Origin of the sequence: Phyllobacterium sp. 21LDTY02-6, assembly GCF_023554255.2 — a bacterium.
Classification (GTDB): Bacteria; Pseudomonadota; Alphaproteobacteria; order Rhizobiales; family Rhizobiaceae; genus Phyllobacterium.
Genome location: NZ_JAMJWD020000001.1, coordinates 773,176 through 798,561 on the forward strand (window position 1 = coordinate 773,176; position 25,386 = coordinate 798,561).

21 protein-coding genes are annotated in these 25,386 nt (G+C 61.7%); 12 read left to right on the plus strand and 9 right to left on the minus strand.

Features of this window, described 5'->3' with window-relative positions; all coding sequences use genetic code 11:
- Nucleotides 1–53 precede the first annotated feature (53 nt).
- Nucleotides 54–1,544, plus strand: a complete 1,491-nt coding sequence (locus tag M8997_RS03640) for a glycosyltransferase family 39 protein (protein WP_250013753.1) — start codon at nt 54–56, stop codon at nt 1,542–1,544.
- Here M8997_RS03640 and M8997_RS03645 read toward each other — a convergent pair.
- From M8997_RS03645 to M8997_RS03655, 3 genes are all read right to left on the minus strand, one after another.
- Entirely contained in the window at nt 1,541–3,046 is a 1,506-nt protein-coding gene (locus tag M8997_RS03645) for a tripartite tricarboxylate transporter permease (protein ID WP_250013754.1), read from the minus strand. The two genes, M8997_RS03640 and M8997_RS03645, sit on opposite strands and share 4 nt — an antisense overlap.
- Before the next feature lie 9 nt (nt 3,047–3,055).
- A complete protein-coding gene (locus M8997_RS03650; RefSeq protein WP_250013770.1) occupies nt 3,056–3,517 on the minus strand; it encodes a tripartite tricarboxylate transporter TctB family protein in 462 nt (153 codons plus the stop codon).
- Nucleotides 3,518–3,597: 80 nt separating this feature from the next.
- Nucleotides 3,598–4,575, minus strand: coding sequence for a tripartite tricarboxylate transporter substrate binding protein BugD (locus M8997_RS03655; RefSeq protein ID WP_250013773.1), 978 nt, complete (start codon nt 4,573–4,575; stop codon nt 3,598–3,600).
- A gap of 320 nt (nt 4,576–4,895) precedes the next feature.
- Between M8997_RS03655 and ade the strand changes: the two genes are divergently transcribed.
- The 3 genes from ade to M8997_RS03670 are packed head-to-tail and all read left to right on the plus strand — an operon-like array spanning nt 4,896 to nt 8,459.
- Complete coding sequence (gene ade / locus M8997_RS03660; protein ID WP_256473179.1) at nt 4,896–6,635, plus strand: adenine deaminase; 1,740 nt, start codon at nt 4,896–4,898, stop codon at nt 6,633–6,635.
- Nucleotides 6,632–7,891 (plus strand): threonine ammonia-lyase IlvA, encoded by a 1,260-nt coding sequence (gene ilvA / locus M8997_RS03665; RefSeq protein ID WP_250013779.1) that lies wholly within the window; start codon nt 6,632–6,634, stop codon nt 7,889–7,891. The genes ade and ilvA overlap by 4 nt, the downstream gene beginning before the upstream one ends.
- Before the next feature lie 10 nt (nt 7,892–7,901).
- A complete protein-coding gene (locus M8997_RS03670) occupies nt 7,902–8,459 on the plus strand; it encodes a DUF1697 domain-containing protein (RefSeq protein ID WP_250013781.1) in 558 nt (185 codons plus the stop codon).
- On the opposite strand, the gene M8997_RS03675 is transcribed toward M8997_RS03670, so the two are convergent.
- Complete coding sequence (locus tag M8997_RS03675) at nt 8,407–9,855, minus strand: PLP-dependent aminotransferase family protein (RefSeq protein ID WP_371929484.1); 1,449 nt, start codon at nt 9,853–9,855, stop codon at nt 8,407–8,409. The genes M8997_RS03670 and M8997_RS03675 overlap by 53 nt on opposite strands.
- An 84-nt stretch (nt 9,856–9,939) precedes the next feature.
- Between M8997_RS03675 and M8997_RS03680 the strand changes: the two genes are divergently transcribed.
- The 6 genes from M8997_RS03680 (at nt 9,940) to M8997_RS03705 (ending at nt 15,841) form a co-directional block, all read left to right on the plus strand.
- Entirely contained in the window at nt 9,940–10,836 is an 897-nt protein-coding gene (locus tag M8997_RS03680) for a DMT family transporter (RefSeq protein ID WP_250013788.1), read from the plus strand.
- A gap of 290 nt (nt 10,837–11,126) precedes the next feature.
- The gene (locus M8997_RS03685) at nt 11,127–12,518 is read left to right on the plus strand and encodes a DEAD/DEAH box helicase (protein WP_250013790.1); all 1,392 of its coding nucleotides are present in this window, start codon (nt 11,127–11,129) and stop codon (nt 12,516–12,518) included.
- Nucleotides 12,519–12,684: 166 nt separating this feature from the next.
- On the plus strand, nt 12,685–13,716 hold the full coding sequence (locus M8997_RS03690) for a cysteine synthase A (RefSeq protein WP_250013793.1): 1,032 nt from the start codon (nt 12,685–12,687) through the stop codon (nt 13,714–13,716).
- Nucleotides 13,716–14,462 carry an alanyl-tRNA editing protein gene (locus M8997_RS03695; RefSeq protein ID WP_250013796.1) on the plus strand — a complete coding sequence of 249 codons (747 nt, stop codon included), beginning with the start codon at nt 13,716–13,718 and terminating at the stop codon, nt 14,460–14,462. Before M8997_RS03690 ends, M8997_RS03695 begins: the two co-directional genes overlap by 1 nt.
- A 1-nt stretch (nt 14,463) precedes the next feature.
- Entirely contained in the window at nt 14,464–15,315 is an 852-nt protein-coding gene (gene sseA, locus M8997_RS03700) for a 3-mercaptopyruvate sulfurtransferase (RefSeq protein ID WP_250013799.1), read from the plus strand.
- A 1-nt stretch (nt 15,316) separates the two neighbouring features.
- On the plus strand, nt 15,317–15,841 hold the full coding sequence (locus tag M8997_RS03705; RefSeq protein ID WP_250013802.1) for an N-acetyltransferase: 525 nt from the start codon (nt 15,317–15,319) through the stop codon (nt 15,839–15,841).
- Between the two features lie 394 nt (nt 15,842–16,235).
- Here M8997_RS03705 and M8997_RS03710 read toward each other — a convergent pair whose 3' ends face one another.
- The 3 genes from M8997_RS03710 to ald all read right to left on the minus strand — a co-directional run bounded on the left by M8997_RS03710 (nt 16,236) and on the right by ald (nt 20,280).
- Nucleotides 16,236–17,063 (minus strand): Abi family protein, encoded by an 828-nt coding sequence (locus M8997_RS03710; RefSeq protein WP_250013805.1) that lies wholly within the window; start codon nt 17,061–17,063, stop codon nt 16,236–16,238.
- Nucleotides 17,064–18,603: 1,540 nt separating this feature from the next.
- Nucleotides 18,604–18,924 carry a GIY-YIG nuclease family protein gene (locus M8997_RS03715; RefSeq protein WP_250013808.1) on the minus strand — a complete coding sequence of 107 codons (321 nt, stop codon included), beginning with the start codon at nt 18,922–18,924 and terminating at the stop codon, nt 18,604–18,606.
- A gap of 240 nt (nt 18,925–19,164) precedes the next feature.
- A complete protein-coding gene (gene ald, locus M8997_RS03720) occupies nt 19,165–20,280 on the minus strand; it encodes an alanine dehydrogenase (protein WP_250013810.1) in 1,116 nt (371 codons plus the stop codon).
- A 149-nt stretch (nt 20,281–20,429) separates the two neighbouring features.
- Here ald and M8997_RS03725 point away from each other — a divergent pair, with 149 nt between their 5' ends.
- The gene (locus M8997_RS03725) at nt 20,430–20,918 is read left to right on the plus strand and encodes an Lrp/AsnC family transcriptional regulator (RefSeq protein WP_250013813.1); all 489 of its coding nucleotides are present in this window, start codon (nt 20,430–20,432) and stop codon (nt 20,916–20,918) included.
- 189 nt (nt 20,919–21,107) lie between these two features.
- On the opposite strand, the gene M8997_RS03730 is transcribed toward M8997_RS03725, so the two are convergent.
- Nucleotides 21,108–22,367 carry a cyclopropane-fatty-acyl-phospholipid synthase family protein gene (locus M8997_RS03730; RefSeq protein WP_250013817.1) on the minus strand — a complete coding sequence of 420 codons (1,260 nt, stop codon included), beginning with the start codon at nt 22,365–22,367 and terminating at the stop codon, nt 21,108–21,110.
- 601 nt (nt 22,368–22,968) lie between these two features.
- Here M8997_RS03730 and M8997_RS03735 point away from each other — a divergent pair.
- Complete coding sequence (locus M8997_RS03735) at nt 22,969–23,529, plus strand: DUF930 domain-containing protein (RefSeq protein WP_250013820.1); 561 nt, start codon at nt 22,969–22,971, stop codon at nt 23,527–23,529.
- A 311-nt stretch (nt 23,530–23,840) separates the two neighbouring features.
- Here M8997_RS03735 and M8997_RS03740 read toward each other — a convergent pair whose 3' ends face one another.
- Complete coding sequence (locus M8997_RS03740) at nt 23,841–25,352, minus strand: NAD(P)H-hydrate dehydratase (RefSeq protein WP_371929485.1); 1,512 nt, start codon at nt 25,350–25,352, stop codon at nt 23,841–23,843.
- Between the last annotated feature and the right edge of the window lie 34 nt (nt 25,353–25,386).

Here is a 25,386-nt window from a genome sequence, read left to right on the forward strand (position 1 = left end):
GATTCGGTCCGCGAACTAGACTAGAACACACCCCGCAACATTAATAAGATGAAATGACGCCCATTCCTGAACAAACAGCGCGCAACAATCTTTGGCTCGAAAACTGGCCAATATTGTTCATTCTGCTCTATTTTGCCTTTCAGATTTTCTATCTGACGAGCATTTCCAATGGCGCAGGCCTGGATGATGCGGAGCAGCTCGCCTATATCGGCGCGCTTCAGGCCGGATATGGCGGGTCGCAGGCGCCGCTCTATACCTGGATCAACAGCATGGCGGCCGGCATTTTCGGCATCAGCCTTGCGACGCTTTATCTCGTCAAGTTCAGCATGCTCGCCAGCCTGTTTCTCAGTGTCTATTTCGGCGCGCGGCTGCTCGGCCTGCCGAAGGCGGTGGCTGCGGCAGGCATGCTCGGCGTGTTCATGCTGCCGCAGATCGCCTGGGAGTCGCAGCGTACGCTGACCCATTCGGTGGCGGGAACGACCGGTTGCGCCTGGGCCTTCCTCGCCTTTGCCTGGCACATGAAATCGCGCTCGTGGCTCTCCGCCGCCCTGCTGGGGCTCGGGCTGGCGGCCGGGCTTCTCGGCAAGTTCAACGCCGCCTTCTTCATGGTCGCCATCGTGATCGCCGGCCTGTCGATACCGGCCTACCGGGCCGTGCTCCTGTCGCGGCGCAGCCTGGTGACGCTGGTGGTATTCCTCGTCGCCATCGGCCCGACTGCCTTGTGGAGCCTGGAGCATACGGAGAATGCCCTGGCACGGGCGGACAAGTTCCAGATCAATGATGGCGGCAATTTCATCCTGAGCCGGCTGCACGGCGCCTGGGAACTGGTGCTCAACGGCATTCTCTTCGCCGGCGTCGCGCTGGCGATATTCGGGATCGAGGCGCTGCGCGGCCGCAACAACAAGGTCGTGCCCGACCGGCCGATGCATGATGGCGAGGAACTGGTCAAGCGCATATTGATCCTTGCGCTGTCGATCGTGCTTGTCGGCGTGCTGATCAGTGGCGCGGCCCAGGTCAAGGACCGCTGGCTGCAGCCGGTGCTGTTCCTTTCGCCGCTGTTCTTCGCGATCGTCATCCACCGCAATATTGCCGGCCTTGCGGCGCTCAAGCGCTACGGCTTCGTCGGCGTGGCCTGTGCCTTGCTCGTCGTTCCCGTGCTGGCGGTCAACCTGCTTTATGCGCGGGACGGCAACAAGCCGTCGATCGGCCAGCTCGACTATGCCGGGCTGTTCGCGCAGACGCGCCAGTCCGGCGATTATCGCAGCGTCATGTCGGATGGTCCGCAATTGCCCGGCAATCTGCGCCTTTCGGATACGAAGCTGCAGCCGATCCATTTCGAGATGCCCAACGCGTTGGAGCAGATCCAGTTTCCGATGCTGGTCGTCTGGTTCGGCCATGAGCCGAACCCGCGGGTCGTCGCGTTGCTGGAGAGCGCCGGGCTGAAGCCGCCGGCGGCTACCGAAATGAAGCACGTCACGCTGCCCTACAAATATTACCCTTCGAGCAGCGAAGAAGTGAGCTACTTCATCCTTTCCAGGCCTTAGGCCTCCTCGACGAAGACCTCGTCGCGCTTCTTGCGGATGCTCGGCAGCAGCACGATGATGAGCACTGCGACGGCGATGAGCAGCAGCGTCAGGCTTATCGGCCGGGTGACGAAGGTCGAAGGATCGCCGCGCGACATGATCATTGCCCGGCGCAGATGCTCCTCCAGCAATGGGCCAAGCACGAAGCCGAGCAGCAGCGGCGCCGGCTCGCAGCGCAATTTCGAAAGGCCGTAGCCGATCAGGCCGAAGAAGGCGACGGCATAGAGGTCGAAGACGTTGGAATTGACGCTGTAGACGCCGATCGAGCAGAAGGCGATGATCGCCGGGAACAGCATGTAATAGGGGATCGTCAGGAGTTTCACCCAGAGCCCGATCAATGGCAGGTTGAGCAGGATCAGCATGAGATTGCCGATCCACATCGAGGCGATAATGCCCCAGAACAGTGCCGGCTGTTCGGTCGCGACATTCGGGCCGGGCACGATGCCCTGGATGATCATCGCGCCGATCATCAGCGCCATGACCGGATTGGCCGGGATGCCCAGCGTCAGCATCGGGATGAACGACGTCTGCGCGCCGGCATTATTGGCGGATTCAGGCCCGGCGACACCGGCAATGGCGCCCTTGCCGAATTCGGACGGCCGGTCCGACATGCGCTTTTCCACCGTGTAGGAGGCAAAGGAGGCGAGAATGGCGCCGCCGCCGGGCAGGATGCCGAGCGCGGAACCGATAGCCGTACCGCGCAGGATCGGCGCGACCATGCCTTTCCAGTCTTCCCGCGTCGGCCACAGATTGGTGATCTTCTTGATGACGACGTCGCGGTCGGTCTCGTTTTCGAGATTGCGCAGGATCTCGGCGATGCCGAAGACGCCGACGGCGACGGCGACGAAATTCAGCCCGTCGGACAGTTCGAGTATGCCGAGATTGAAGCGCGGCGTGCCGGTATAGATGTCCGTGCCGACAAGCCCCAGCAGCAGGCCGAGAACGACCATCGCCAGCGCCTTGACCACCGATCCATGGGCGAGGGCGATGGACGAGACCAGGCCGACGATCATGAGCGAGAAATATTCCGCCGAGCCGAATTGCAGCGCGATGGAGGTGAGGGGCGGGGCGAAGACGGCGACCAGCACCGTCGATACGGTACCGGCAAAGAACGAGCCTATCGCCGCTATGGCGAGCGCTGCGCCGGCGCGTCCCTTGCGCGCCATCTGGTAGCCGTCGATCGCGGTCACGGCCGAGGAGGATTCGCCCGGCATGTTGATCAGGATCGCGGTGGTGGAACCGCCATATTGCGCGCCGTAATAGATGCCGGCGAGCATGATCAGGGACGAGACCGGCTCGAGCTGAAAGGTGATCGGCAGCAGCATGGCGATCGTCGCCGTCGCGCCGATGCCGGGCAGGACGCCGATCAGCGTGCCGAGGATGACGCCGATGAAGCAGAAGAACAGGTTCCAGGGGTGGCCGGCGGTGGCAAAGCCGAGGACGAGGTTGTTGATGAGATCCATGGCCCGCTCCTATTGGCCGAGCCAGGGGCCGAAACGCCGGAACGGCAGGCCGAGCGCATAGCTGAAGACGATGACGGAGAACAGCGTCAAGCCGCCGACGAGAAGCAGCGCCGTGCCCGGGCGCATGCGCTGGCTGGCGAATGCCGCCACCATTGCCGTCAGGAACAGCGAGGGAACGAAGCCGAGGCCGCGTATGGTGAGGCCGAAAATGATCGGTGCCGGCAGGATGAACAGGATGCCGCGCCAGGCGATCGGGCCCATCGGCTCATGTTCGACCTGCGTCGATTGAACGATGACGATCACGCCGAGCAGCACGAGAATGCCGGAAAGGACGAGCGGGAAATAGCCGGGTCCCATGCGGAACGCCGTGCCTATCTCCAGTCCGAATGCCTGCGCGCCGAACACCAGCCCGACGAGAATGAAAACGATCCCGCACACAAGGTCGCGCGCGCTGAAACTCAAGGATTTCATTCGTCCCCCAATTGCCGTTTCCCGGCTTTCTTATGACATCAGGGGGCCGGAGCCTGAGGGGCTCCAGCCCCGAACTCCCGCTAGTCGGCGTATTGGCCGGCCGCTTCGATGATCGGCTTCCACCGCGTCACTTCGCTCTCGAGCTTGGACTTGAGGCCGTCCGGCGTTGCTTCGGCATCGGTAACGGGCACGGTGCCCAATTCGGCGAAACGGGCGACGACATTCGGGTCCTTCAGCGCCTTCTGCAACGAGGCGGAGAGCTTCTGGGTGACGTCCGAAGGCGTGCCCTTCGGCGCATAGACGCCGTGCCAGATGCCGACTTCCATGCCCGGCAGGCCGCCTTCGGCTACGGTCGGCAGGTCCGGCAGCGCATCCAGCCGTTTGGCCGAGGTGACCGCATAGGCCTTGATCGTGCCGCCCTTGATCTGCTTGGTCGTATTGGTGGTCTGGTCGCACATGAGATCGACCTGCCCGCCGAGGAGGTCCGTCATCGCCGGGCCCGTCCCCTTGTAGGGCACGGTGACGAGCGGGACCTTGATCTCGTTCATGAACAGCATGCCGCACAGATGCGACGCCGCGCCGATGCCGGCATTGGCAAGGCTGATCTTGTCGCCATTGGCCTTCACATATTCGACCAGGCCCTTGAGATCGGTCGGCTCGAAATCCTTCTTGGCGACGATCGTCATCGGAACGTCGGTGACAAGGCCGACATATTCGAACGCATTGAGCGTATCATAGGGCAGCTTGCGATAGAGCGTGGCGCTGGTCGCCATGCCGATATGATGCAAGAGCAGGGTATAGCCGTCAGGCTCGGCCTTGGCCACCTGCGAGGCACCGAGCGTGCCGCCGGCGCCGCCGACATTCTCGACGATGATCTGCTGTCCGAGATCCTTGGACATCGCTTCCGCCACGAGGCGCGTCACCGTATCGGTCGGACCGCCAGCCGAGAATGGCACGACCATGGTGATGCTGCGCTCGGGATAGGCCTGCGCGAAAGCGCTGCCGGCGAATAGTGCAAGGGCGGCCGTTGCCGCGAGTGTCATACCAAATTTGTGCATCCGAACTCCTCCCAGTGATGCAGTCCCATTCTTTTTGCGCCTTTTTACGTCCGGCAAGGCCGTTCCTCCTTGACCCGCCAGAATCCAGTCCGCGCACAATAGTCTATCGGAAGCGAGCAACCAGGGTATGTCAAGCGTTTCATGGGCTTCGGCTAATAATTTCGACAAAACAATCGGCAAGTGCATTGCGCGAAGTTTTTTGGTGTAGCATGTGATTTGAAACCGAAATTCAGCGAGGTGAAACTGTGGCGAAACGATCGAACGCGGCCAATCGGCCAGCCGACTGGACCCACTCCGCCCCTCTGCTCGTCGATGTGGCCATGGGGCGGCAGCCGGCCGATCTCGTGGTGCGCAATGGCAGGCTCGTCAGCGTCTATTCCGGCGAGATCATCGCCGGCGTGGACATCGCGGTCGTCGCCGGGCGCTTTGCCTTCGTCGGGGCGGGCGCGCAGCATTGCATCGGACCGACGACCAAGGTGATCGATGCGGCCGGGCGCTATCTGGTGCCGGGTCTCTGCGATGCGCATATGCATGTCGAAAGCGGCATGGTCACCGTCACCGAGTTCACGCGGGCGGTCGTTCCGCATGGCACGACTTCCATGTTCATCGATCCGCATGAAATCGCCAATGTCCTCGGCATCGAGGGCGTAAGGCTGATGCACGACGAAGCGCTGGCCATGCCCATCAACGTCCATGTGCAGATGCCGAGCTGCGTTCCGTCCGCGCCCGGCCTCGAAAATGCGGGGGCGGCGATCAGCCCGCAGGACATAGAAGAAGCCATGACCTGGCCCAACATCGTCGGCCTCGGCGAAGTCATGAATTTTCCCGGCGTCGCCGCCAATGACGCCACCATGCGCGGCGGCATCGATGCGACGGTGCGGGCAGGCAAGACGGTCGGCGGGCATTATGCGGCGCCGGAGCTCGGAAGGGCGTTCCATGGCTACGTGGCCGGCGGTCCCGAGGACGACCACGAGGGCACGCGCATGGAAGACGCGATCGCCCGCGTGCGCCAGGGCATGCGGGCCATGCTGCGGCTCGGATCGGCATGGTATGACGTTGCCAGCCAGATCAAGGCGGTCACCGAACAGGGGCTCGATCCGCGCAATTTCATCCTCTGCACCGATGACAGCCATTCCGGCACGCTGGTCAATGAAGGCCACATGGACAGGGTGGTGCGCCACGCCATCGCCCAGGGCCTCAAGCCCGTCACGGCCATTCAGATGGCAACGCTCAACACGGCGCAGCATTTCCGGCTGGAGCGCGAGATCGGTTCGATAACGCCGGGGCGTCTCGCCGATTTCCTCATCGTCTCCGACCTTGCCAATCTCACCATCGACCGGGTCTATGCAAGGGGCGTACTGGTGGCGGAGCGCGGCAAGCTGCTCATCGACATACCCGCCTATGATTATCCTTCCTATGCACGGAACACGATCAAGCTCGGCAAGACCCTGCGCGCCAGGGATTTCGACATCGCGGCGCCGAAACCCGGCAAGACCGCAACGGCGCGCGTCATCGGCGTCATCGAAAACCAGGCTCCGACGCGGGCGCTCGAAGCCGAACTCGCGATTTCCGACGGCGTGGTGCAGATGGACCGCCGCAACGACATCTGCCAGATCGCCCTCGTCGAGAGGCATCGCGGCACGGGAAAGGTCGTCAACGGCTTCGTTTCGGGCTTCGGCTATACGCTCGACTGCGCCATCGCCTCGACCGTCGCCCATGACAGCCATCACATGATCGTCGTCGGCACCAACAAGGAGGACATGGCCAAGGCCGCCAATCGTCTCGGCGAAGTCGGTGGCGGTGTCGTCATCTACTCGAAGGGACGGGAACTGGCGCTGGTTGAAATGCCGATCGCCGGCCTGATGTCGGATGAAAGAGCCGAAGTGGTTGCCGCCAAGGCGGACAAACTCGTCGCTGCGATGCGCGCCATGGGCTGCAGCCTGAACAATGCCTACATGCAGCATTCGCTGCTGGCGCTCGTGGTCATTCCGGAATTGCGTATTTCCGATTTGGGGATTATCGACGTCAGAACTTTCAAGAAGGTTGAACTGTTTCTATGACTGCCTTTACCGATCATGTGGCGCGCGCCGCCGACAAGATGCGCACGCTGTTTCCCGAGACACCCCTGCAACTCAATCATTATCTGTCGCAGAAATATGGTGCGCATATATGGTTGAAGCGCGAGGATCTTTCGCCGGTCCGCTCCTACAAGATACGCGGCGCGTTCAATTTCATATCGCAATATCTCGCCGCCCATAGGGATGGCGACGCCTCGTTCGTCTGCGCCTCCGCCGGCAACCATGCCCAGGGCTTTGCCTTCATCTGCCGGCACTTCAACCGGAAGGGCGTGGTTTTCATGCCCGTCACCACGCCGCAGCAGAAAATCGACAAGACACGCAGTTTTGGCGGCGAATTCATTGAAATCAGGCTGGTCGGCGATATTTTCGACCAATGCTACGCCGCTGCGCGCGATTATTCCGAACAGACCGGCGCAATCATGGTGCCGCCCTTCGACCACGCGGACATCATCACCGGCCAGGCCACCGTCGCCTACGAGATCTCGCGCGAGCTGCCGGAGAAGAGCCGCCCGGACCTGATGATCCTGCCCGTCGGCGGCGGCGGGCTCTCCGGCGGCGTTACCCGCTACCTCGCGGATATCGGCTGGAAGACGCAATTCCGCTTCGTCGAACCGGCGGGCGCGCCCAGCCTGAAGCGCAGCCTCGAAGCCGGCAAGCGCGTGCGCCTCGATGCGGTGGACAATTTCGTCGATGGCGCGGCGGTCGGTGAGATCGGCAAGGAAAACTTCAAGCTTCTCAAGCACTTCCGGCCGGAAGATGTGACATTGATTCCGGAAAATCGATTGAGTTCGACCATTCTCGAAATGCTCAACATCGAGGGCATCGTCGTCGAACCCGCCGGGGCGCTCGCCATCGACGCCTTGAAGGATTTCAAGAAGGGCGATCTTCGCGGCAAGCATGTGGTTCTGGTCATATCCGGCAGCAATTTCGATTTCGAGCGCTTGCCGGAACTGAAGGAGCGGTCGCAGCGCTATGAGGGCCTGAAGAAATATTTCATCTTCCGCTTTCCGCAGCGGCCCGGCGCATTGCGCTCCTTCCTCGACCTGCTCGGCCCGGAAGACGATGTCGCGCGGTTCGAATATCTGAAGAAGTCGGCCCGCAATTTCGGTTCCGTCCTCATCGGCATCGAAACCAGGCACAGGAGCAATTTCGATGCACTGTTCAAGCGCTTCGACGAAGCGGGCTGGGCCTATCAGGACATTACGGAAAACGATGCGATTGCGGGATTGATCATCTAGGCCGAAATTGATGAGCCGAACGCAGAAGACATGGATCGTGCTATTCCGCGGCGTCGGCGGCGATACGCTCCTGCCGGTCAAGCCGCTGCGCGAGGCGCTGACGGAAGCGGGTTTCGACAATGTCCGCACCTTTATCAATACGGGCAATGTCGTCCTGACGTCCGGCGACCGGCCGGAAAAGATCATCGCGCGCATCGCGCCGGTGGTGCTCCGGGAATTTCAGTTCGCCAAGGCCATTCTTGTCGCGGATCTCGCCGAATGGCAGCGATTGATCGACGAAAATCCGTTTCCCGCCGACGTGCCGCAATATCTGCATGCGTTTCTGATGGAGCGGGAACCGGCGGCGGAGGCCGTGGAGGCGCTGCGGGCGAAGGTGAGGGGAACCGAACAATTCAGCATCAGGGGGCGCGTGCTCTATTATTACACGCCGGACGGTTTCTCGAATTCCAGGCTGCATACCAAGATCGAGCGCACGCTCGGCCTGTCGGTGACGGCCCGCAACTGGAACAGCGTCCTCAAGCTGCACGCACTTGCTTCCGGGCTGCAATCGCCTCGCGCAGGGTCGTGAAAATATTCGGGTCCGCGCATTGCGCAACATTGAAGCGCATGAACGACTGCGCCGTCTGCGAGGCGCTGAACACGTTGCCCGGAGCGAAGACCACACCGCGGGCAAGGCCGAAACGGGCAATTTCGGCGGCATCCACGCCGTCGGGCAGCCGGCACCACAGGAAAATGCCGCCGCGCGGCTCGATCCAGGGTTCGATCCCCATTGTATGAAGGCGGGCACGCGTCTCGTTCATGGCGCGGGCGAGGCGGGCGCGCAATTGCTCCATGTGCTTGCGATAGGTGCCGTCCTTGAGCATCAGCAGCACGAGCTCGGAAGCCAGCGTGCCGCCGCCGAAGGATGTGGCGATGCGCAGGTCGACAAGCGGTTCGATCCAGTCGCGGCGCGCCGCGATGAAGCCGCAGCGGAACGACGCCGACAGCGATTTCGAGAAACTGCCGATGTGGATCACCCGCTCCAGCCCGTCGAAGGCGGCAAGGCGGGGCGCTGGCTCCTGTTCGAAATCGGCGAAGATATCGTCTTCGATGATGGTCAGACCGTGCTGCTCGGCCAATTTCAGCAGCCGATGCGCGACGACCGGCGACAGCGTTGCCCCGGTCGGATTGTGAATGGCCGAGTTGGTGATGTAGAGGCGCGGCCTGTGCTCCGCCAGCGCCTGGCTGAACTTGTCGAGATCAGGCCCGGCAGGGGTATAGGGCACGCCGACGATGGTTGCGCGGTGCGCCTTCAGCAGGGCGCGGAAGTTGAAATAGCAGGGATCGTCGACAATCACCGCGTCGCCCGGTTCGATCAGCAGCCGGCAGAGCAGGTCGATCGCCTGCGTGCCGGATTCCGTCAGCAATATCTGGCCGGGCATGGCCTCGATGCCGCGCTCGGCCAGCCGCCGCACCAGAAGCTGGCGCAGCGGCTGCAGGCCCTGCGGCGTCGAATAGTCGGTGAGGCTGGCGCTCGGCGCCTTGGCCAGCGAGCGCATGGCGCGGCGGATGGCCTGTTCGGGCATCAGCCCGGATGGCAGCCAGCCGCAGCCCGGCATGGAGGCGCCGCCATCGGCTTCGAGCGAGCTGCGCGAAACCCACAGCGGATCGATCGCGCGATCGAGCTTCGGCTCCATCTCGGTCAATGTGAGCGGCTGCAGGCGGCCCGAGACATAGAAGCCGGAACCGGGGCGGGGCTGGATGCTGCCCTCGGCGGCAAGGCGGTCATAGGCCTCGACCACCGTCGATTTCGACACGGCCATGCTGGCGGCAAGGCTGCGGATCGAGGGCAGCCGCGAGCCCGGCGTCAGCGTGCGCGCCGTGATGCGGCGGAGGATTTCGCGCATCACCTTTTCGACGAGCGTCGCGCTTTCGTCCATGGCCGGGGAGGTGGTGTCATCCATCTGTACTGGCTCTTGCTCCATGACAGTTTGGTTGAATTGTACTGTATCGTCTCTGGCGAATCCAGCCCTTGCCGCGCTAACGGAAGGGAAAACGGATGGAAAGACATGACATCGCAAGACATGACATCGAAGGACACGGACAAGGTCGCCAGCGGCTGGATCAATGGCTTCATCGGCGTGCTCGTCTTCAGCGGTTCGCTGCCGGCGACGCGCGTTGCGGTGGCGGATTTCGATCCGATCTTCCTGACGGCGGCACGCGCCTCGATCGCCGCGCTGTGCGGCCTGGCGCTGCTGCTGGTGTTTCGCGAGAAGCGGCCGACGCGGCAGGATCTCGGCTCGCTGCTGGTCACGGCGCTCGGTGTCGTCGTCGGCTTCCCGCTGCTGACGGCGCTGGCGCTGCAGCATATAGACGCCGCGCACTCGATCGTGTTCATCGGCCTGCTGCCGCTGGCGACGGCGATATTCGGCGTGCTGCGCGGCGGGGAGCGCATGCGGCCGATGTTCTGGCTGTTCTCCTGCCTCGGCAGCCTGCTCGTCGCCGGTTTCGCCCTGATGCAGAATTCCGGCGCCTCGATGACGGGCGACCTGCTGATGTTCGCGGCGGTGCTCGTTTGCGGCCTCGGTTATGCGGATGGCGCGCGGCTGTCGCGCCGGCTCGGCGGCTGGCAGGTCATTTCCTGGGCGCTGGCGCTGTCGCTGCCGCTGATGCTGCCTTTGTCGCTGGCGCTGCTGCCATCGGACTGGGGCGGCATCGGCGCTCCGGCCTGGTTCGGCCTGTTCTACGTCTCGATGTTCTCGATGCTCATAGGCTTCATCTTCTGGTATCGCGGCCTGGCGCAGGGAGGCATAGCGGCGGTCGGCCAATTGCAGCTGCTGCAGCCGTTTTTCGGGCTGCTCCTCGCGGCGACCCTGTTGCGTGAGCCGGTGGGCTGGCAGATGGTGCTCGTCACCCTCGCGGTCATCCTCTGCGTCGCCGGGGCCAAGCGGTTCGCCAGGGCCTAGCATTTTTCGGGGCCTAGCATTTTTTGGGGCCTAAACGGCGCCGCAGGGTGCGCCGCACAATAAATCATTTGCATTTTCGCGCGGATGAGCCCATATGCGGTCCAGGCGCTTGAACCGGCACAGGCTGGTTTTCCTTTTATGGACTTCGTGGCGTCTTAGTCTCAATCGCGCGATGCGATGGGCACGGCTGCGCAAGTCGCATGGAATTTTCATTCCCGCGTCTCGTCGTTTATCAAATATTACGCACACAGGTTGCGCCCTGTCTGACACATTGACGGTCATGCACAACCATGCCCGCTGAAAGAAGAATTGAATTGGAAACTACAGAAAAAACCGGCTTTGCCGCCATGGGTCTCAACCCCGTCCTCCTGAAGGCGCTTGAAGCAGCCGGGATGGACCAGCCGAAGCCGATCCAGGAACAGGCGATACCGGCGCAGCTGGCCGGCAAGGACGTTCTCGGCATCGCCCAGACCGGCTCCGGCAAGACCGCGGCCTTCAGCCTGCCGATCCTGCAGAAGATCATCACCATCGGCGACAAGCGCAAGGGCAAGACCTGCCGCGCGCTCGTTCTCGCGCCGACGCGCGAGCTTGCCGTGCAGATCGAAGAGACCGTGCGCAAGCTGTCGAAGGGCGCCCATATCTCCACCGCTCTCGTCCTTGGCGGTGTTTCGCGCGGCGCGCAGATCAACAGGATGCAAGGCGGCGTCGATGTTCTCATCGCCACGCCCGGCCGCCTGACCGACCTCGTGCGCGACAATCGCGTCGATCTGTCGGAAACGCGCTGGCTGGTGCTCGACGAAGCCGATCGCATGCTCGACATGGGCTTCATCAATGATGTGAAGCGCATCGCCAAGGGCACGCATCGCGACAGGCAGACGGCGCTGTTCTCCGCCACCATGCCGAAGGAAATCACCGCGCTGGCCGAAAGCCTGCTGCGCGATCCGATCCGCGTCGAGGTTGCCCCGCAGGGCACCACCGCCGCCGAGATCAAGCAGGTCGTCCACATGGTGCCGACCCGGCAGAAGAAGCAGATGCTTTCGGCGCTCTTGAAGGATGAGAGCCTCTCCTCCGTCATCGTCTTCACCCGCACCAAGCACGGCGCCGATGCCGTGACCCGCGTCCTCGACAAGGATGGCTACAGCGTTGCCGCGATCCATGGCAACAAGTCGCAGAATGCGCGCCAGCGGGCGCTGAACGGCTTCAAGGACGGTTCGGTCCGCATTCTCGTCGCCACCGATATCGCCGCGCGCGGCATCGATGTCGTCGGCATCAGCCATGTGATCAATCTCGACCTGCCGGACGAGCCGGAAAGCTATGTGCACCGCATCGGCCGCACCGGCCGCAACGGCGCTTCGGGCAATGCGATCACGCTTTACGATCCGGCCGAGGAAGGCTCCAAGTTCAAGGCGGTCGAGCGCGTGACGCGCCTGCGCCTCCCGGTCGTCGATTCGCCGGTCGATCTTGCGAGCCTGCCGGCGCGCGCCGCCAATAATGACCAGCGCCCGGCCCGGCGCGATGCCCCGAAGCCCGCATCGGCCAAGAAGCCGCATCGCGGCCAGGGCAATGGTAGCGGCAAGCCGCGCCAGGAAAGCGGCGAGAAGATCTGGAGCAATGATGGTGCTCCGGCGCAGAAGCGGCCTTTCCGCCGCAACCGCAAGTCGTTCGGCAACAAGGCGGCCTGATCCCGCCGCCATTCTATCCAACGCCATTCTATCCCCCGCCATTCTATCCAACGCCGTCCCCGGACCATCCGGGGGCGGCGTTTTCCATGATCCGGCGGTTATTTCTTTGCTTGAACGGATCGTCATGGGCACATAGGTTCAAGTCTCGCATTTGAAGGATTTGCCCATGTTTGATTCTGTGATCGATGCCATCGGAAACACGCCGCTCATTCGTCTGAGGAAAGCTTCCGAACTCACGGGCTGCGAAATCCATGGCAAGGCCGAGTTTCTCAATCCCGGCCAGTCCGTCAAGGATCGCGCCGCGCTCTACATCATTCGCGATGCGGAACGGCGCGGCCTGTTGAAGCCCGGCGGCGTCATCGTCGAGGGCACGGCCGGCAATACCGGCATCGGGCTCAGCATGGTCGCCAAGGCGCTCGGCTACCGCACCGTCATCGTCATCCCCGAGACGCAGAGCCAGGAGAAGAAGGACGCGCTGCGCCTGCTCGGCGCCGAGCTCGTCGAGGTGCCCGCCGTGCCCTACAAGAATCCCGACAATTACGTGAAGGTCTCCGGCCGCCTCGCCGAACAGATGGCGAAATCCGAGCCGAACGGCGCGATCTGGGCCAACCAGTTCGACAATGTCGCCAACCGGCAGGCGCATGTGGAAACCACGGCGCCGGAAATCTGGCGCGACACCGGCGGCAGGATCGATGGCTTCGTTTCCGCCGTCGGCTCCGGCGGCACGCTCGCCGGCGTTGCCGAGGGACTGCGCGCCCAGCGGCCGGATATCAAGATCGCGCTGGCCGATCCCTTCGGCGCGGCGCTGTTCTCCTATTATACGACCGGCGAATTCCAGTCCGAGGGCGGCTCGATCACCGAGGGCATCGGCCAGGGCCGGGTGACGGCCAATCTCGAAGGCTTCAAGCCGGACTATTCCTACCGGATACCCGATGCCGAAGCGCTGGAGATCGTCTTCGATCTCGTGCAGGAGGAGGGGCTGTGCCTCGGCGGGTCGACGGGCATCAATATTGCCGGCGCCATCCGCCTTGCGCGCGATCTCGGCCCCGGCCACAGCATCGTGACGATCCTTTGCGATTATGGCAATCGCTACCAGTCGAAGATGTTCAATCCGGAATTCCTGCGCTCCAAGGAGCTTCCCGTTCCAGCCTGGATGGAAGCGACGAGCGAGATTTCCGTCCCGTTCGAGAACAGATGATGGCTTTCGATTCAGGCATATTGTTCCGCGACGATTCCTACCTGCAGGAGACGCCGGCGCGCGTCATTGCCGTCAATGAGCGCGGCGGCATCATCACCGACCGCACGATCTTCTACGCCACGTCCGGCGGACAGCCCGGCGATAGCGGCCTGATGCTCCGCGGCGACGGTTCCGAAATCCGCATCGCGACGACGGTGACCGGCGAGACGAAGGAGGAGATCATCCACATCGCCGATGCCGGCCAGCCGCTGCCGGCCGTCGGCGAGGATCTCGTGCTGCGTATCGACTGGGAGCGCCGCTACAGGCTCATGCGCATGCACTCGGCCTGCCATCTTCTCAGCGTCGTCTGCCCGTTCCCGATCACCGGCGCCGCGGTCGGCGAGGATGACAGCCGGGTCGATTTCGACCTGCCGGATGCGGGTTTCACCAAGGAAAGCGTTACCGAACGGCTGATGGAACTGGTGCGCGCCGACCAGCCGATCTTCACCCGCTGGATAACGGACGAGGAACTGGCGGCCAATCCCGGGCTGATAAAATCCAAGAATGTGCGCCCGCCTGTCGGGACGGGCCGGATCCGGCTCGTCTGCATCGGCGAAAACGGCATCATCGACTCGCAGCCCTGCGGCGGCACCCATGTCGCCTCGACGGGCGAGGTCGGCGAAATCCATATCGGCAAGATCGAAAAGAAGGGCAAGGAAAACCGGCGGTTCCGCATCCGCTTCGGCGCCTTGCCGGAAGGAGCATAGAGTGAGCGAGAAAAGTCCCTTCGTGGTTTCGGCCGACTGGCTGCAGGAGCGGCTGCAACAGCCCGGCCTGACGATCCTCGACGCATCCTGGTATTTCCCCTTCCAGAACCGCGACGCCAAGGCCGAATACGACGCCGCCCATATTCCCGGCGCGATATTCTTCGACCATGAGAAAACGTCCGATCCGGCGTCCTCCCTGCCGCATACGCTGCCGAAGCCGGAGGCCTTTGCCGCCGCCGCCAGCAGCATGGGCATTGCCAATGACGATACGATTGTCATCTATGATGGCCCGGGCATGTACACCTCGCCGCGCGTCTGGTGGATGTTCCGCATCATGGGCGCGCGCAATGTCCATGTGCTCGATGGCGGCTTCGACAATTGGAAAAAGGCGGGCAGGCCGGTGACGGCCGAGGCGACGCGCATCGCGCCGACGGCTTTCGTGGCGGATTTCGACGCCGCGCGCGTCGCCAGCTTCGACCAGATGCTGCAGATCGTGCAGACCGGCAGCCGGCAGATCGCCGATGCCCGTTCGGCCGGGCGGTTCAAGGGCGTCGATCCGGAGCCGCGCCAGGGGCTTCGCTCGGGGCACATGCCGGGCGCGCGCAACGTTCCGTCTTCGACGCTGGCCGATAATGGCTATCTGAAGGATCTCGACGGGTTGCGCCGGGTTCTGGGCGAGGCGGGGGTCGATCTCGACCGGCCGATCGCCACCACATGCGGCTCCGGCATCACTGCCGCGGTCATCACGCTGGCGCTGGAATCGCTCGGCCACGGCGACAATGTGCTCTATGACGGTTCCTGGACGGAATGGGGCGGCAGCAAGGAAACGCCCGTGGCAACGGGCGACGCCTGACATGGCCAGGCGCATCCTGAAAACGCGGGTGACGCATCTGGAAATGACCGAGCGGCTGGTGCACGCGGTGCCGATGCCCGTCAGCTACAAGCTCGCTTTGATGCGCGCGTCGAAGATTTCGCTGCCCTTCTACCGTTTTCTCTATGAGCAGGTCGGCAAATCGCACCATTGGGCCATGCGCCGCGATGTCGACGACGCGACGCTGGCGGCGATGATCCACCGCGACAATGTCGAGATCCACGTGCTCTATGTCGATGGCTCGCCGGGCGGCTTCTTCGAAATCGTCATCGACGAGGAGACGCGGATCGCCGAGATTCTCTATTTCGGCCTCGTCCCGGAATTTCAGGGGCTGGGCCTCGCACGGTTTTTCCTCAACGAGGCCATATTGACCGCCTGGATGGGCGACCCGGAAAAAATCAGGATCGAAACCAATACGCTCGACAGCCCGCGCGCGCTGCAGCTCTACCAGCGCATGGGCTTCCGGCCGGTGAGCTTCGCCGATGCGGAGATCGAAGCCTGGGATTGAGGGGGATTCGGTTATGCAATCAACTTGGTTGCCTCATGCTGGGCCAACCTCCCTAATGCTGACCCCCTCATACTGGGCCCCTCATGCTGGGCCCCTCATGCTGGTCTTGTCGAAGCACGCGCTTGCTGATTCGTAATGTTCTGTTCAGGGCGAGACAATGAAGCTGCAGCAGTTCCAGATCGAAGCTGGAAGCCGGTTCACATGAAGCCGGTTCACATAGTGAAGTCAGGTTTGAACACCGCTCCGCGGATTATTCCGTTTGCCGCTCCATTTGAGGTCACGACAATTGCGCCCGGTTTTTGTTTGCTATCCGGGGCATGGAATAGTTTGTGAGCCATGCCCGTCGTGCTTTCTTCCCCCAGTATCGCGACCGGAGTCAGAGGCCCCGCCGATTTCAAAAAGTCATTGATCGGCAGCGACAGATCGGCACTTTTTCGACGAAAGCAAGGAGCTTGCGTCCAGACTGCTGTGCGTCGCGTCTCGGCTTGTCATGCCAAACCTGCAGGAATGTGGAATGGTGTTTGACCCACGCTTTCATGTTCTGGTCACGCATTCCAATCAGTTCAAGTACGGACTGGTGACTACTGACCAGATCGGCGACGTGAAAGATCGGCTCGTGATGAGATACGCGATTCCTTAGCCCCTTTACTTTATCCGCCGCCAACCAGAGATCACGTCGGCTCTTGGTGGTTGGAAGGTTTGGAAATACTGTTCTCAGCGTCTCGTGCCAGTCAGATTCGTGAGGGCCAGACAACATCGCCACCCAGTATTCAAAAGAAAGGCTGGCAATGACATCATTGGTGTCTATTCGCCCAAAATCAGGTACGAACCTGAAAGCTTGATTGCGCACGAGAGCATTGTACTCACCTTTTCTCATTCTATATTCGAGAAGACGCCGCTTTCCACGGTTCTGAGCTTCAATCGCGGCATTGCTTTTATTCGCCAAGTCTTCAAGATATTCATCATGGAAAGCCCAGTTTGTTGGCCAATTCAATTTCATGATGTGATGATTGATGGTATTTCTCAGCGTCACTTCCAGGGAATGGATCGGGAATTGAAGCGCTTTACAGAGGCGGGCGTTCCATAGATACAACGCCATTGTATATTCGAAATCGCGCCCGCCCTCGCGTAGGTATTTTTCTAGGCGGGGCTCTGTCAAGGAAGTTGCAATGGCAGATTGAACATCTTTGTCATAGGCAAATTGGAATTGACTTTCTGCCATAGCTACTCCAATATCCGTTCAATCGCGTATCCCTGTCGCCTCTGTCCATGTTTGGTTAAGCGCTGCGGTGAGCACCAGAGCCCCTGTGCCCGGCAGAAATGCCCGCCAGGGGTTTCGTTTTTCCAGCAGAGAAGTATTTCGGGATAAGCTTGGAATAATAAATCGAGATATATTCCAAGTGGCTTAGCATGCTGTCCAGGCTTTTGAAACGTGTGATTATATTCGGCACAGCCTTCCAACAACCTGATGCTGAGCCAACCTCCCTCATGCTGAGCCCCTCATGCTGAGCCAATCCCCCCTCATGCTGAGCTTGTCGAAGCACGCGGTACATCATTGCCATCTCTCGTTTTCCGGCCCTGAACGGAGCACAACAGGTCCACGCGGTGGGATAGATTTCCGGCCTCAAAAAATATTTTGCCCTGCAAGCCTCTGATTTCGCTCATTCTTCCTTCCGGCTGCCAAAATAAATAACACGAACTTATCCCACCACTTTGAAACCGGGTTATTTTGATTCGGTCCTTTCCAGTGGGGGAGCAGCTTCCGGAGCTGTTTCGACAAGCTGGGGAAGGATGGCGTTGCCGGACGGTCGGAAGTGACAACCCCGACTGTCCAGCAAACTGCAGATGGAAACGGAGGTGGCGCTCTTGTTTCCGGGTTGTTGCGTCTGACAAGCGTAACAATGGCAGGCAAAGACGTCGCGGGCGGTCTTCGGACCTCGACCCTGATATAATACTGACGCGCTGAAGACCGCCCGTCTCCCCCCATTTCAATGACCAGACGCGATTTCGCGGGCGTGGTGCGGATTTTGTGTATTCAACAAGAGACTGCACGAACGTTGGTGCGCCCTTCGTGGTTCGACAAGCTCACCATGAGGGCTCAGGATGAGGGAGAGTAGAGTTTTGCAGGGTTCTAGTTCTGCAAGGTTTCAAACCCAAGCTCCCAACCTTCCCGCCATCAATAAACTTCCCTCATGCTGAGCTTGTCGAAGCACGCACGATGCTTTTGCAGCGCCCAAAGAGAATTGCAGCAACGTTGCTGCGCCCTTCGACAGGCTCAGGATGAGGGAGGTAGGGATTTGCAGGGTTCTAGTTCTGCAAGCTTTCAGACCCAAGCTCCCAACCTTTTTGCAGCCCTTCATGCTGAGCTCCCACCTCCCTCATGCTGAGCTTGTCGAAGCACGCACGATGCTTTTGCAGCGCCCAAAGAGAATTGCACAAACGTTGTTGCGCCCTTCGACAGGCTCAGGATGAGGGAGGTAGGGATTTGCAGGGTTGTTAGTCTGCGAGCTCAATACTCGCAAACATCTCAAAATCACCACCCTGCCAAACACCCCAACCCCCTCATGCTGAGCCAACCTCCCTCATGCTGAGCCTGTCGAAGCACGCACGATGCTTTTGCAGCTTCCCAAAAAAGGGATTGCAGCAACGTTGTTGCGCCCTTCGACAGGCTCAGGATGAGGGTTATTGTTTGATTGCAGGGTTCTAGTTCTGCAAGCTTTCAGACCCAAGCTCCCAACCTTCCCGCCATCAAATTAATCCCCTCATGCTGAGCTTGTCGAAGCACGCACGGCAGCGGTGCCGACCCGATTCCTTGCCAATTCAGGAAGGCCCTCATAGTCCAGTTTGATAAGCGCCTGCTTCTTTGCGCGTGACCACCCCTTGATCTGCCGTTCTCGCGCAATTGCATCGGTCAAGCGGTCGTAGGTCTCGGTAAAGACAAGAGTGACGGGGCGGCGTTTTCTCGTGTAGCCGTAACATATGCCGGCATTGTGCTCCCAGACACGTGCCTCGATGTTCTGCTTTGTCAGCCCGGTATAAAAGGCGCCATCCGAGCACTGCAAGATATAGACTGTCGCCTCCATCGGCCCACCCCGCGCTGTCCACCAATGTTAGCTGGCGTGCACGAGAACCACAATTCTACGAAAGTCGATGAACCGGGTTTATGTGCGCGCGGCGGTACTGCCCTGCGTGGATCGTGGTTCGTGGTTCGTGGTTCGACAAGCCCACCATGGGCGGCCCAGCAGGAGGGGCCGGGCATGAGGCTAGCGTAGGCTCGGCATGGGGGAGGCAAGGGGCGGGGCGCTCGGCCCCGCCCGTGCGCGTCAGGCAGCCAGGATCGTCTTCGGCTCGACCATTTCGAGGCCGAGCGCCTCGGCGACGGGGCGGTTGGTGATCCGGCCCCGGTGGACGTTGAGGCCGTTGCGCAGATGCGGATTGTCGACCAGCGCCTTCACGCCGCGATCGGCAAGCTGCAGGCCATATTGCAGGGTCGCATTGTTCAGGGCGTGGGCGGACGACACCGGAACGGCGCCCGGCATGTTGGCGACGCAATAATGGATGACGCCGTCGACCTCATAGGTAGGCTCCGAATGCGTGGTCGCATGCGAGGTCTCGAAGCAGCCGCCCTGGTCGATCGCCACATCGACGATGACCGCGCCCTTCTTCATGCCCGAAAGCATCTCGCGGGTGACGAGCTTCGGCGCGGCGGCGCCGGGGATCAGCACGGCGCCGACGACGACATCGGCCGAGAACACTTCCTCGTCCAGCGCCTCGATCGTCGAATAGCGCGTATGGATGCGGCCGCGGAAAATATCGTCGAGCTGGCGCAGGCGCGGGATCGAACGGTCGAGGATGGTCACGTCGGCGCCGAGGCCGGTCGCCATCATCGCCGCATTGATGCCGACGACGCCGCCGCCGATGATCGTCACCTTGCCCGGCAGCACGCCCGGAACGCCGCCGAGCAGCACGCCGCGGCCGCCATTGGCCTTCTGCAATGCGGTGGCGCCAGCCTGGATCGCCAGCCGGCCCGCCACCTCGGACATCGGCGCCAGCAGCGGCAGACCGCCGCGATCGTCGGTCACGGTTTCATAGGCGATCGCGGTGACGCCCGATGCCAGCAGGCCCCTGGTCTGTTCGGGATCCGGCGCAAGATGCAGATAAGTATAGAGAATCTGGCCTTCGCGCAGCTGCGTCCATTCGGATGGCTGCGGCTCCTTGACCTTGACGATCATGTCCGATTGCTGAAAAACTTCTTCGGCGGTCTTCACCACCTTCGCGCCCGCGGCCTGATAAGCTCCATCGTCGGCGCCAATTCCTGCTCCAGCTCCGGACTGGACGATGACCTCGTGGCCATGTGCAACATATTCGCGTACGGCGCCCGGAGTGAGGCCGACGCGATATTCATGGTTTTTGATTTCTTTAGGGCAGCCAACGCGCATAACGCCTCCTCATCTGGTTCTGCTGTTTCGGTTGATGTGCAATAACATCACAGAACAAACCGCATGTCCTTGCCAAATCCCCTCGACCAGCGGCTTGTTTCCGCGTATCCTTGCGTGAAAACGACGATAATCAGGGGAAGCTTTCAATAATGCCGCTCGACAGGATCGATATCGCCATTCTCGACAATCTGCAGAAGGATGGGCGCATGTCGAATGCGACCCTTGCCGACAGGGTCGGGCTGTCGCAATCGGCCTGTTCGCGCCGGCTGGACATTCTGGAAAAATCGGGGGTGATCCGCGGCTATCACGCGCGGCTTTCGAACAAGCTGCTCGGCCATCCGGTGACGGTCATCGTCAACATTTCGCTGTCCGGGCAGGCGGACAAGCAATTGCGCGAATTCGAGACGGCGGTGCGCCGCTGTCCCAATGTGCTGGTCTGCTATCTCATGTCGGGGGAATATGATTACCTGCTGCGCGTCGCCGCCAAGGATCTCGAGGACTATGAGCGCATCCATAAATTCTGGCTCTCGGCCATGCCGCATGTCACCAAGATCAACTCGTCCTTTGCCCTGCGCGAGGTGGCGGACCGCACCGGCCTCGGCGTCGAGACCGGCCTGATCGAGATCGCCGGGGGCTGAGGCGTTAATTGAACGATCGTTCAATTAAGTATGGCCGGTTTTTGCACCAGAATGGTCGAATCCTGCACATGAAGGCCGCGATCCGGTGGATGCTCATGCCCGTACAGCCGAATTCAGCCGGCAAATCCGGGCGTTTGGCGCGCGTTTCGACGGCCATGCCTTGTAGAAGACTTATGCCTTGTAGAAGACTTATGCCTTATAGAAGACTTGGCGCACGTCGATATATTCGGAGCGGAAACCGGCTTCGCAATAGAACAGGTAGAACTCCCAGAGCTTCTTGAAGCGGCCGTCGAAACCGAGATGCCGGAGCCTGTCCCAGGAGTTCCAGAACCGGTCGCGCCATTCGGCGAGGGTGCGGGCGTAGTCCTGTGCGAAGACGTTTTCGCGGTAGAGGTCGAGGCCGAACTCCTTGCCGAGGCTCTTGAGTTTCGACGGCGTCGGCAGCATGCCGCCGGGGAAGACATAGCGCTGGATGAAGTCCGGCCGCTTGCGGTAGCGATCGAAGGATTCGTCATTGATCGTAATGATTTGCATGCCGGCGCTGCCACCGGGCTTGAGGCAGTCCCTGACCTTGCCGAAGAAGACCGGCCAGTATTTCTCGCCCACCGCCTCGAACATCTCGATCGAGGCGATGTGATCGTAGCGGCCGGTCTCGTCGCGGTAGTCCTGGAACTTGATATCGACCTTGCCGGCAAGGCCCGCCTTGGCGATGCGCTCGGTGGCATAGGCATATTGCTCGCGGCTGATCGTCAGGCCGGTCACCCGGGCGCCGATCTCGCGCGCCGCAAACTCGGCAAATCCGCCCCAGCCGCAACCGATCTCCAGCACGGACGAACCCGGCGTGATGCCGATATTGCGGGCAAGGGCGCGATATTTCGCGGTCTGGGCGCTTTCGAGATCATTGGCGCCCTCGCTGTAGAGCGCGGAGGAATAGGTCATGGTCGGATCGAGCCATTCGCGATAGAACGAATTGCCGAGGTCGTAATGCGCGGAAATATTGCGGCGCGAGCGGCTGGGCGTGTTCTCGTTCATCCAGTGGCGCACCCGCTGCAGCGAATTGGCCAGCCAGTTCATGCCGCCGGCGAGCTTTTCGCCGATCTGCTCGTTGACGACGAAGAGTTCGAGAAAGGTGGTAACGTCCGGACTGTCCCAATCGCCATCCATGTAGGATTCGGCGACGCCGATCGTGCCGCCGGAAAAGGCGCGGCGCGGCAGGTTCCAATTGTGCAGGATCAGCGCCGCTTCCGGCCCGCTCTCCCTGCCGACGACCTTGAAGGTCTGGCGGTCCGGCGTGGTGATCGTCAGGCTGCCGCGCGGCAGGTGGGCGGCGGCGCGAAGGGCGGTACGAACCTTGAAGGGCAGGCCCTTCAGGACGGCGCCGACATTGTCGGGCGTCAGCCATTTCAACTGGCCGGCAGCATCGGCTACCGCTCGATCATTCTCTTCCATGGCTCTCCACCCTTGAGCTTGACGCACCATATTTGCCGCCGCGGATCAAATGTTCAAGGGGTTTCATGGCAGGACGGGAGCAGCGTCGGGAAAGCGGCATGCCGGATGGCTAGGAGCCGTTCAGGCTGCCGGGTGAACGGTAAACCGCCTCGCGAAACCGGTAAATGGGCATGGGGCGCAGGTTTTATGCTACTAGCGAAGGTCGAATTCCGCATGTTTGAAGGCGGCGCAGCGGACCGGAGGATCAGAAATGCACCTTTACAGTGCCAGTTTCGATGGTTCAGGGTCTTGAGGTATCCGCACAACCATGTTTGCGTCGTCATTGATGAAAGAAATCGCGATGCTTCTTCTGCCCAGTTCCCAAGGTAATCCAGTTCATGCGCGTAGTTATTACAGCCATCGCTTTATTCATGATCGTCAGCAATTTCGTCAAGCTGCTGCAGCTTGACGGATAGTGATGCAGGGGACGGCAAGGGTTAAGGATCAGCTTGGAGGATGGAGCTTTGGTGCTTCGGTCCTCCTGCACGTTGCCGCATGTCTGGTTGTTCTGCTGCTGCCGGATCGGCCACAATTCAAGCCTCCGCAGGAGGAAAGCATTGACGTGGAAATCGTATCGCTTTCGGCTCCGGTCGAAGAAAAGCACTACCTGCCACAGCAGGTTTCTCCGCCTGTAACGGATGAGGCAGCGCAGGACAACAGGCCGGAAGATCGCGCAGACACGTCGACAACTCCGCAGGCAGCACAGCCCCGCGATGAAATGCCGGCGATGGTGAAGCCGTCGCGCATGTTGTCGGAGAAGGTTCTTGACGATCCCCGCAGCCGGGACGCGAGAAAGGAACTGGCGGCACTCGCACCCACCGATCAGGTCGAGCAGCTTTGCGGCCTCGAAGCCATGGCGCAGGTCGGGGCATGGAGCAAGCAGTTCCTGCCTGATCGGGTAGTCGCCTATGCCATGGCGGACCCGAAGATGGTCGGGAACGCCTTTTCGGCCGACGGCGCCGCGCTACACAGCAAACGGGATTGGTTCAGGCTTCAATACAAATGCGAACTGACCCCGGACCACAAAAAGGTCGCAGCGTTTGAGTTCCTGGTGGGCGATCCGATCCCCCGGAAAGACTGGGCTGACCACAGCCTTCCCGACGAGGGCGGATCGCTCGACTGATTGGCTTCGCCAGCACGGGTAAGCATCTCGGCAAAAAGGCCAATCGGAACAGAAACTTGACGCTGAAAAAGCAAAAGGCCGGGAGCTACCCGACCTTCCTAAGTCTACCTCTACATCAGTGCCAGTACATCCGTGGTCAAGAATGGAAGTAAACTATTCGCTTTGATCCATCACTACACTGACATTGCGACAGGATAATGACAACATCGAAAATATTGAGCGCGTACGCAGTACCTTATCGCGCTTGCCGATCAAGGTGAAGGATCAAGGTAAAGACCGGGTTAACGCTACCGGACGGGGCGCATATTTTATCAGGCTTCCGCATGATCGATCATGCGGCCGATGATGGGGCCGAGCGCTGCCGGCAGGTCCTCGGCGATCAGGCCATGGCCGAGATGCCGCGCCGCCGCCGCATGAATATGGACCGCGGCGCAGGCCGCCTCGAAGCCGGGCATCGCCTGGCCCATCAAGCCGGCGATGAGGCCGGCCAGCACATCGCCGGACCCGGCCGTTGCCAGCAGCGGCGTGCCATTGCTGTTGATGGCGGCGCGGCCATCGGGCGCGGCGATGACCGTGTCCGCGCCCTTGTAGACGATGGTCGCGCCCGCAATCTCCGCCGCCTTGCGCGCCCGCTCCAGCTTCGAGGGCGTGTTGCCGGCAGTGATGCCGGGATAAAGCCGCGCGAACTCTCCCTCATGCGGCGTCAGTACGAGATCGCCGCCATGGCGGCGCAGGGCTTGCGGCTCGCCCTTGAACGCGGTTATCGCATCGGCGTCGAAGACGAGGGCAGGCGTTTCGAGTTCGAGCAGCGCCCGGCCGAAGGCGCGCGTCTTTTCGCCGACGCCGAAGCCCGGACCGAGGACGCAGGCGGAAACCTTGCGCCCTTCGACGAAGGATTGGAGACCGGCGGCATCATTGCACTCATGCAGCATGATCGATGTCAGATGGGCGGCATTGCTCGCCATGGCGTCGGTCGGCGAAAGCACCGTAACGGCGCCGGCGCCGCTGCGGGCCGCCGCCATGGCGGCAAGGCGTGCCGCACCCGTGCTCCAGGCGCCGCCCGAGAACACGCCGACATGGCCGCGCCGGTATTTGTGCGTCTCGGCCTGCGGTCGCGGCAGCTGCGCCACCCATAGCGGCGGCGCATTCTCGAAGCAGTTCGGCCCCATGGCGGCAAGGGTTTCGGCGCCGATGCCGATATCGGCGATGACGAGCTGGCCGCAGAGTTGCCGGCCCGGATAGAGCAGGTGGCCGGGCTTCTTCCTGAAGAAGCTGATGGTGGCATGGGCGGCGAAGGCCGCTCCCAGCGGCTGGCCCGTCAGCCCATCGAGACCGGACGGCACGTCGACGGCGATCCGGGTGCAGGCGGCCTCATTGGCGCGCGCTATCGCCTCAGCCGCCGCGCCCGACAGCGGCCGGTTCAATCCGGCGCCGAACAGGGCATCGACGATCAGCCCCGTGCGGGGCGGCTGGAACGCCTGCAGCGGGCGGGGAACGAGCGGGCAATCCGCCAGACAATCCGCCCTGGCGCGCGCCGCATCGGTGCCGCTGCTGGGCTCTGCCAGCGCCCAGAGATGCACCGGCACGCCCCGCCGTGCGAGGAGGCGCGCCACGACATAGCCATCGCCGCCATTATTGCCGGGGCCGCAGAGGATATGGACTTCCGCCGCGCCGCCATGATGGGCGAGGACATGCCGGGCAATGGCATCTCCCGCATTCAGCATGAGCCGGTAGCCGCTGAATCCGCCGCCTTCGATGGTCAGCCTGTCGGCCTCGGCCATCTCCCGCGGCGTCAATATTTCATGGCCCATGCGGCGATCCACTCCCATTTCCGGTTGCCACGATGCATCCAATGCG

Excerpts from the sequence above, each read along its gene's own strand:
- M8997_RS03640 (WP_250013753.1), top strand. The coding sequence starts at position 54 with ATGACGCCCATTCCTGAACAAACAGCGCGCAACAATCTTTGGCTCGAA.
- M8997_RS03645 (WP_250013754.1), bottom strand. The coding sequence starts at position 3,046 with ATGGATCTCATCAACAACCTCGTCCTCGGCTTTGCCACCGCCGGCCAC.
- M8997_RS03650 (WP_250013770.1), bottom strand. The coding sequence starts at position 3,517 with ATGAAATCCTTGAGTTTCAGCGCGCGCGACCTTGTGTGCGGGATCGTT.
- M8997_RS03655 (WP_250013773.1), bottom strand. The coding sequence starts at position 4,575 with ATGCACAAATTTGGTATGACACTCGCGGCAACGGCCGCCCTTGCACTA.
- ade (WP_256473179.1), top strand. The coding sequence starts at position 4,896 with ATGGGGCGGCAGCCGGCCGATCTCGTGGTGCGCAATGGCAGGCTCGTC.
- ilvA (WP_250013779.1), top strand. The coding sequence starts at position 6,632 with ATGACTGCCTTTACCGATCATGTGGCGCGCGCCGCCGACAAGATGCGC.
- M8997_RS03670 (WP_250013781.1), top strand. The coding sequence starts at position 7,902 with ATGAGCCGAACGCAGAAGACATGGATCGTGCTATTCCGCGGCGTCGGC.
- M8997_RS03675 (WP_371929484.1), bottom strand. The coding sequence starts at position 9,855 with ATGGAGCAAGAGCCAGTACAGATGGATGACACCACCTCCCCGGCCATG.
- M8997_RS03680 (WP_250013788.1), top strand. The coding sequence starts at position 9,940 with ATGACATCGCAAGACATGACATCGAAGGACACGGACAAGGTCGCCAGC.
- M8997_RS03685 (WP_250013790.1), top strand. The coding sequence starts at position 11,127 with ATGCCCGCTGAAAGAAGAATTGAATTGGAAACTACAGAAAAAACCGGC.
- M8997_RS03690 (WP_250013793.1), top strand. The coding sequence starts at position 12,685 with ATGTTTGATTCTGTGATCGATGCCATCGGAAACACGCCGCTCATTCGT.
- M8997_RS03695 (WP_250013796.1), top strand. The coding sequence starts at position 13,716 with ATGGCTTTCGATTCAGGCATATTGTTCCGCGACGATTCCTACCTGCAG.
- M8997_RS03705 (WP_250013802.1), top strand. The coding sequence starts at position 15,317 with ATGGCCAGGCGCATCCTGAAAACGCGGGTGACGCATCTGGAAATGACC.
- M8997_RS03710 (WP_250013805.1), bottom strand. The coding sequence starts at position 17,063 with ATGGCAGAAAGTCAATTCCAATTTGCCTATGACAAAGATGTTCAATCT.
- M8997_RS03715 (WP_250013808.1), bottom strand. The coding sequence starts at position 18,924 with ATGGAGGCGACAGTCTATATCTTGCAGTGCTCGGATGGCGCCTTTTAT.
- ald (WP_250013810.1), bottom strand. The coding sequence starts at position 20,280 with ATGCGCGTTGGCTGCCCTAAAGAAATCAAAAACCATGAATATCGCGTC.
- M8997_RS03725 (WP_250013813.1), top strand. The coding sequence starts at position 20,430 with ATGCCGCTCGACAGGATCGATATCGCCATTCTCGACAATCTGCAGAAG.
- M8997_RS03730 (WP_250013817.1), bottom strand. The coding sequence starts at position 22,367 with ATGGAAGAGAATGATCGAGCGGTAGCCGATGCTGCCGGCCAGTTGAAA.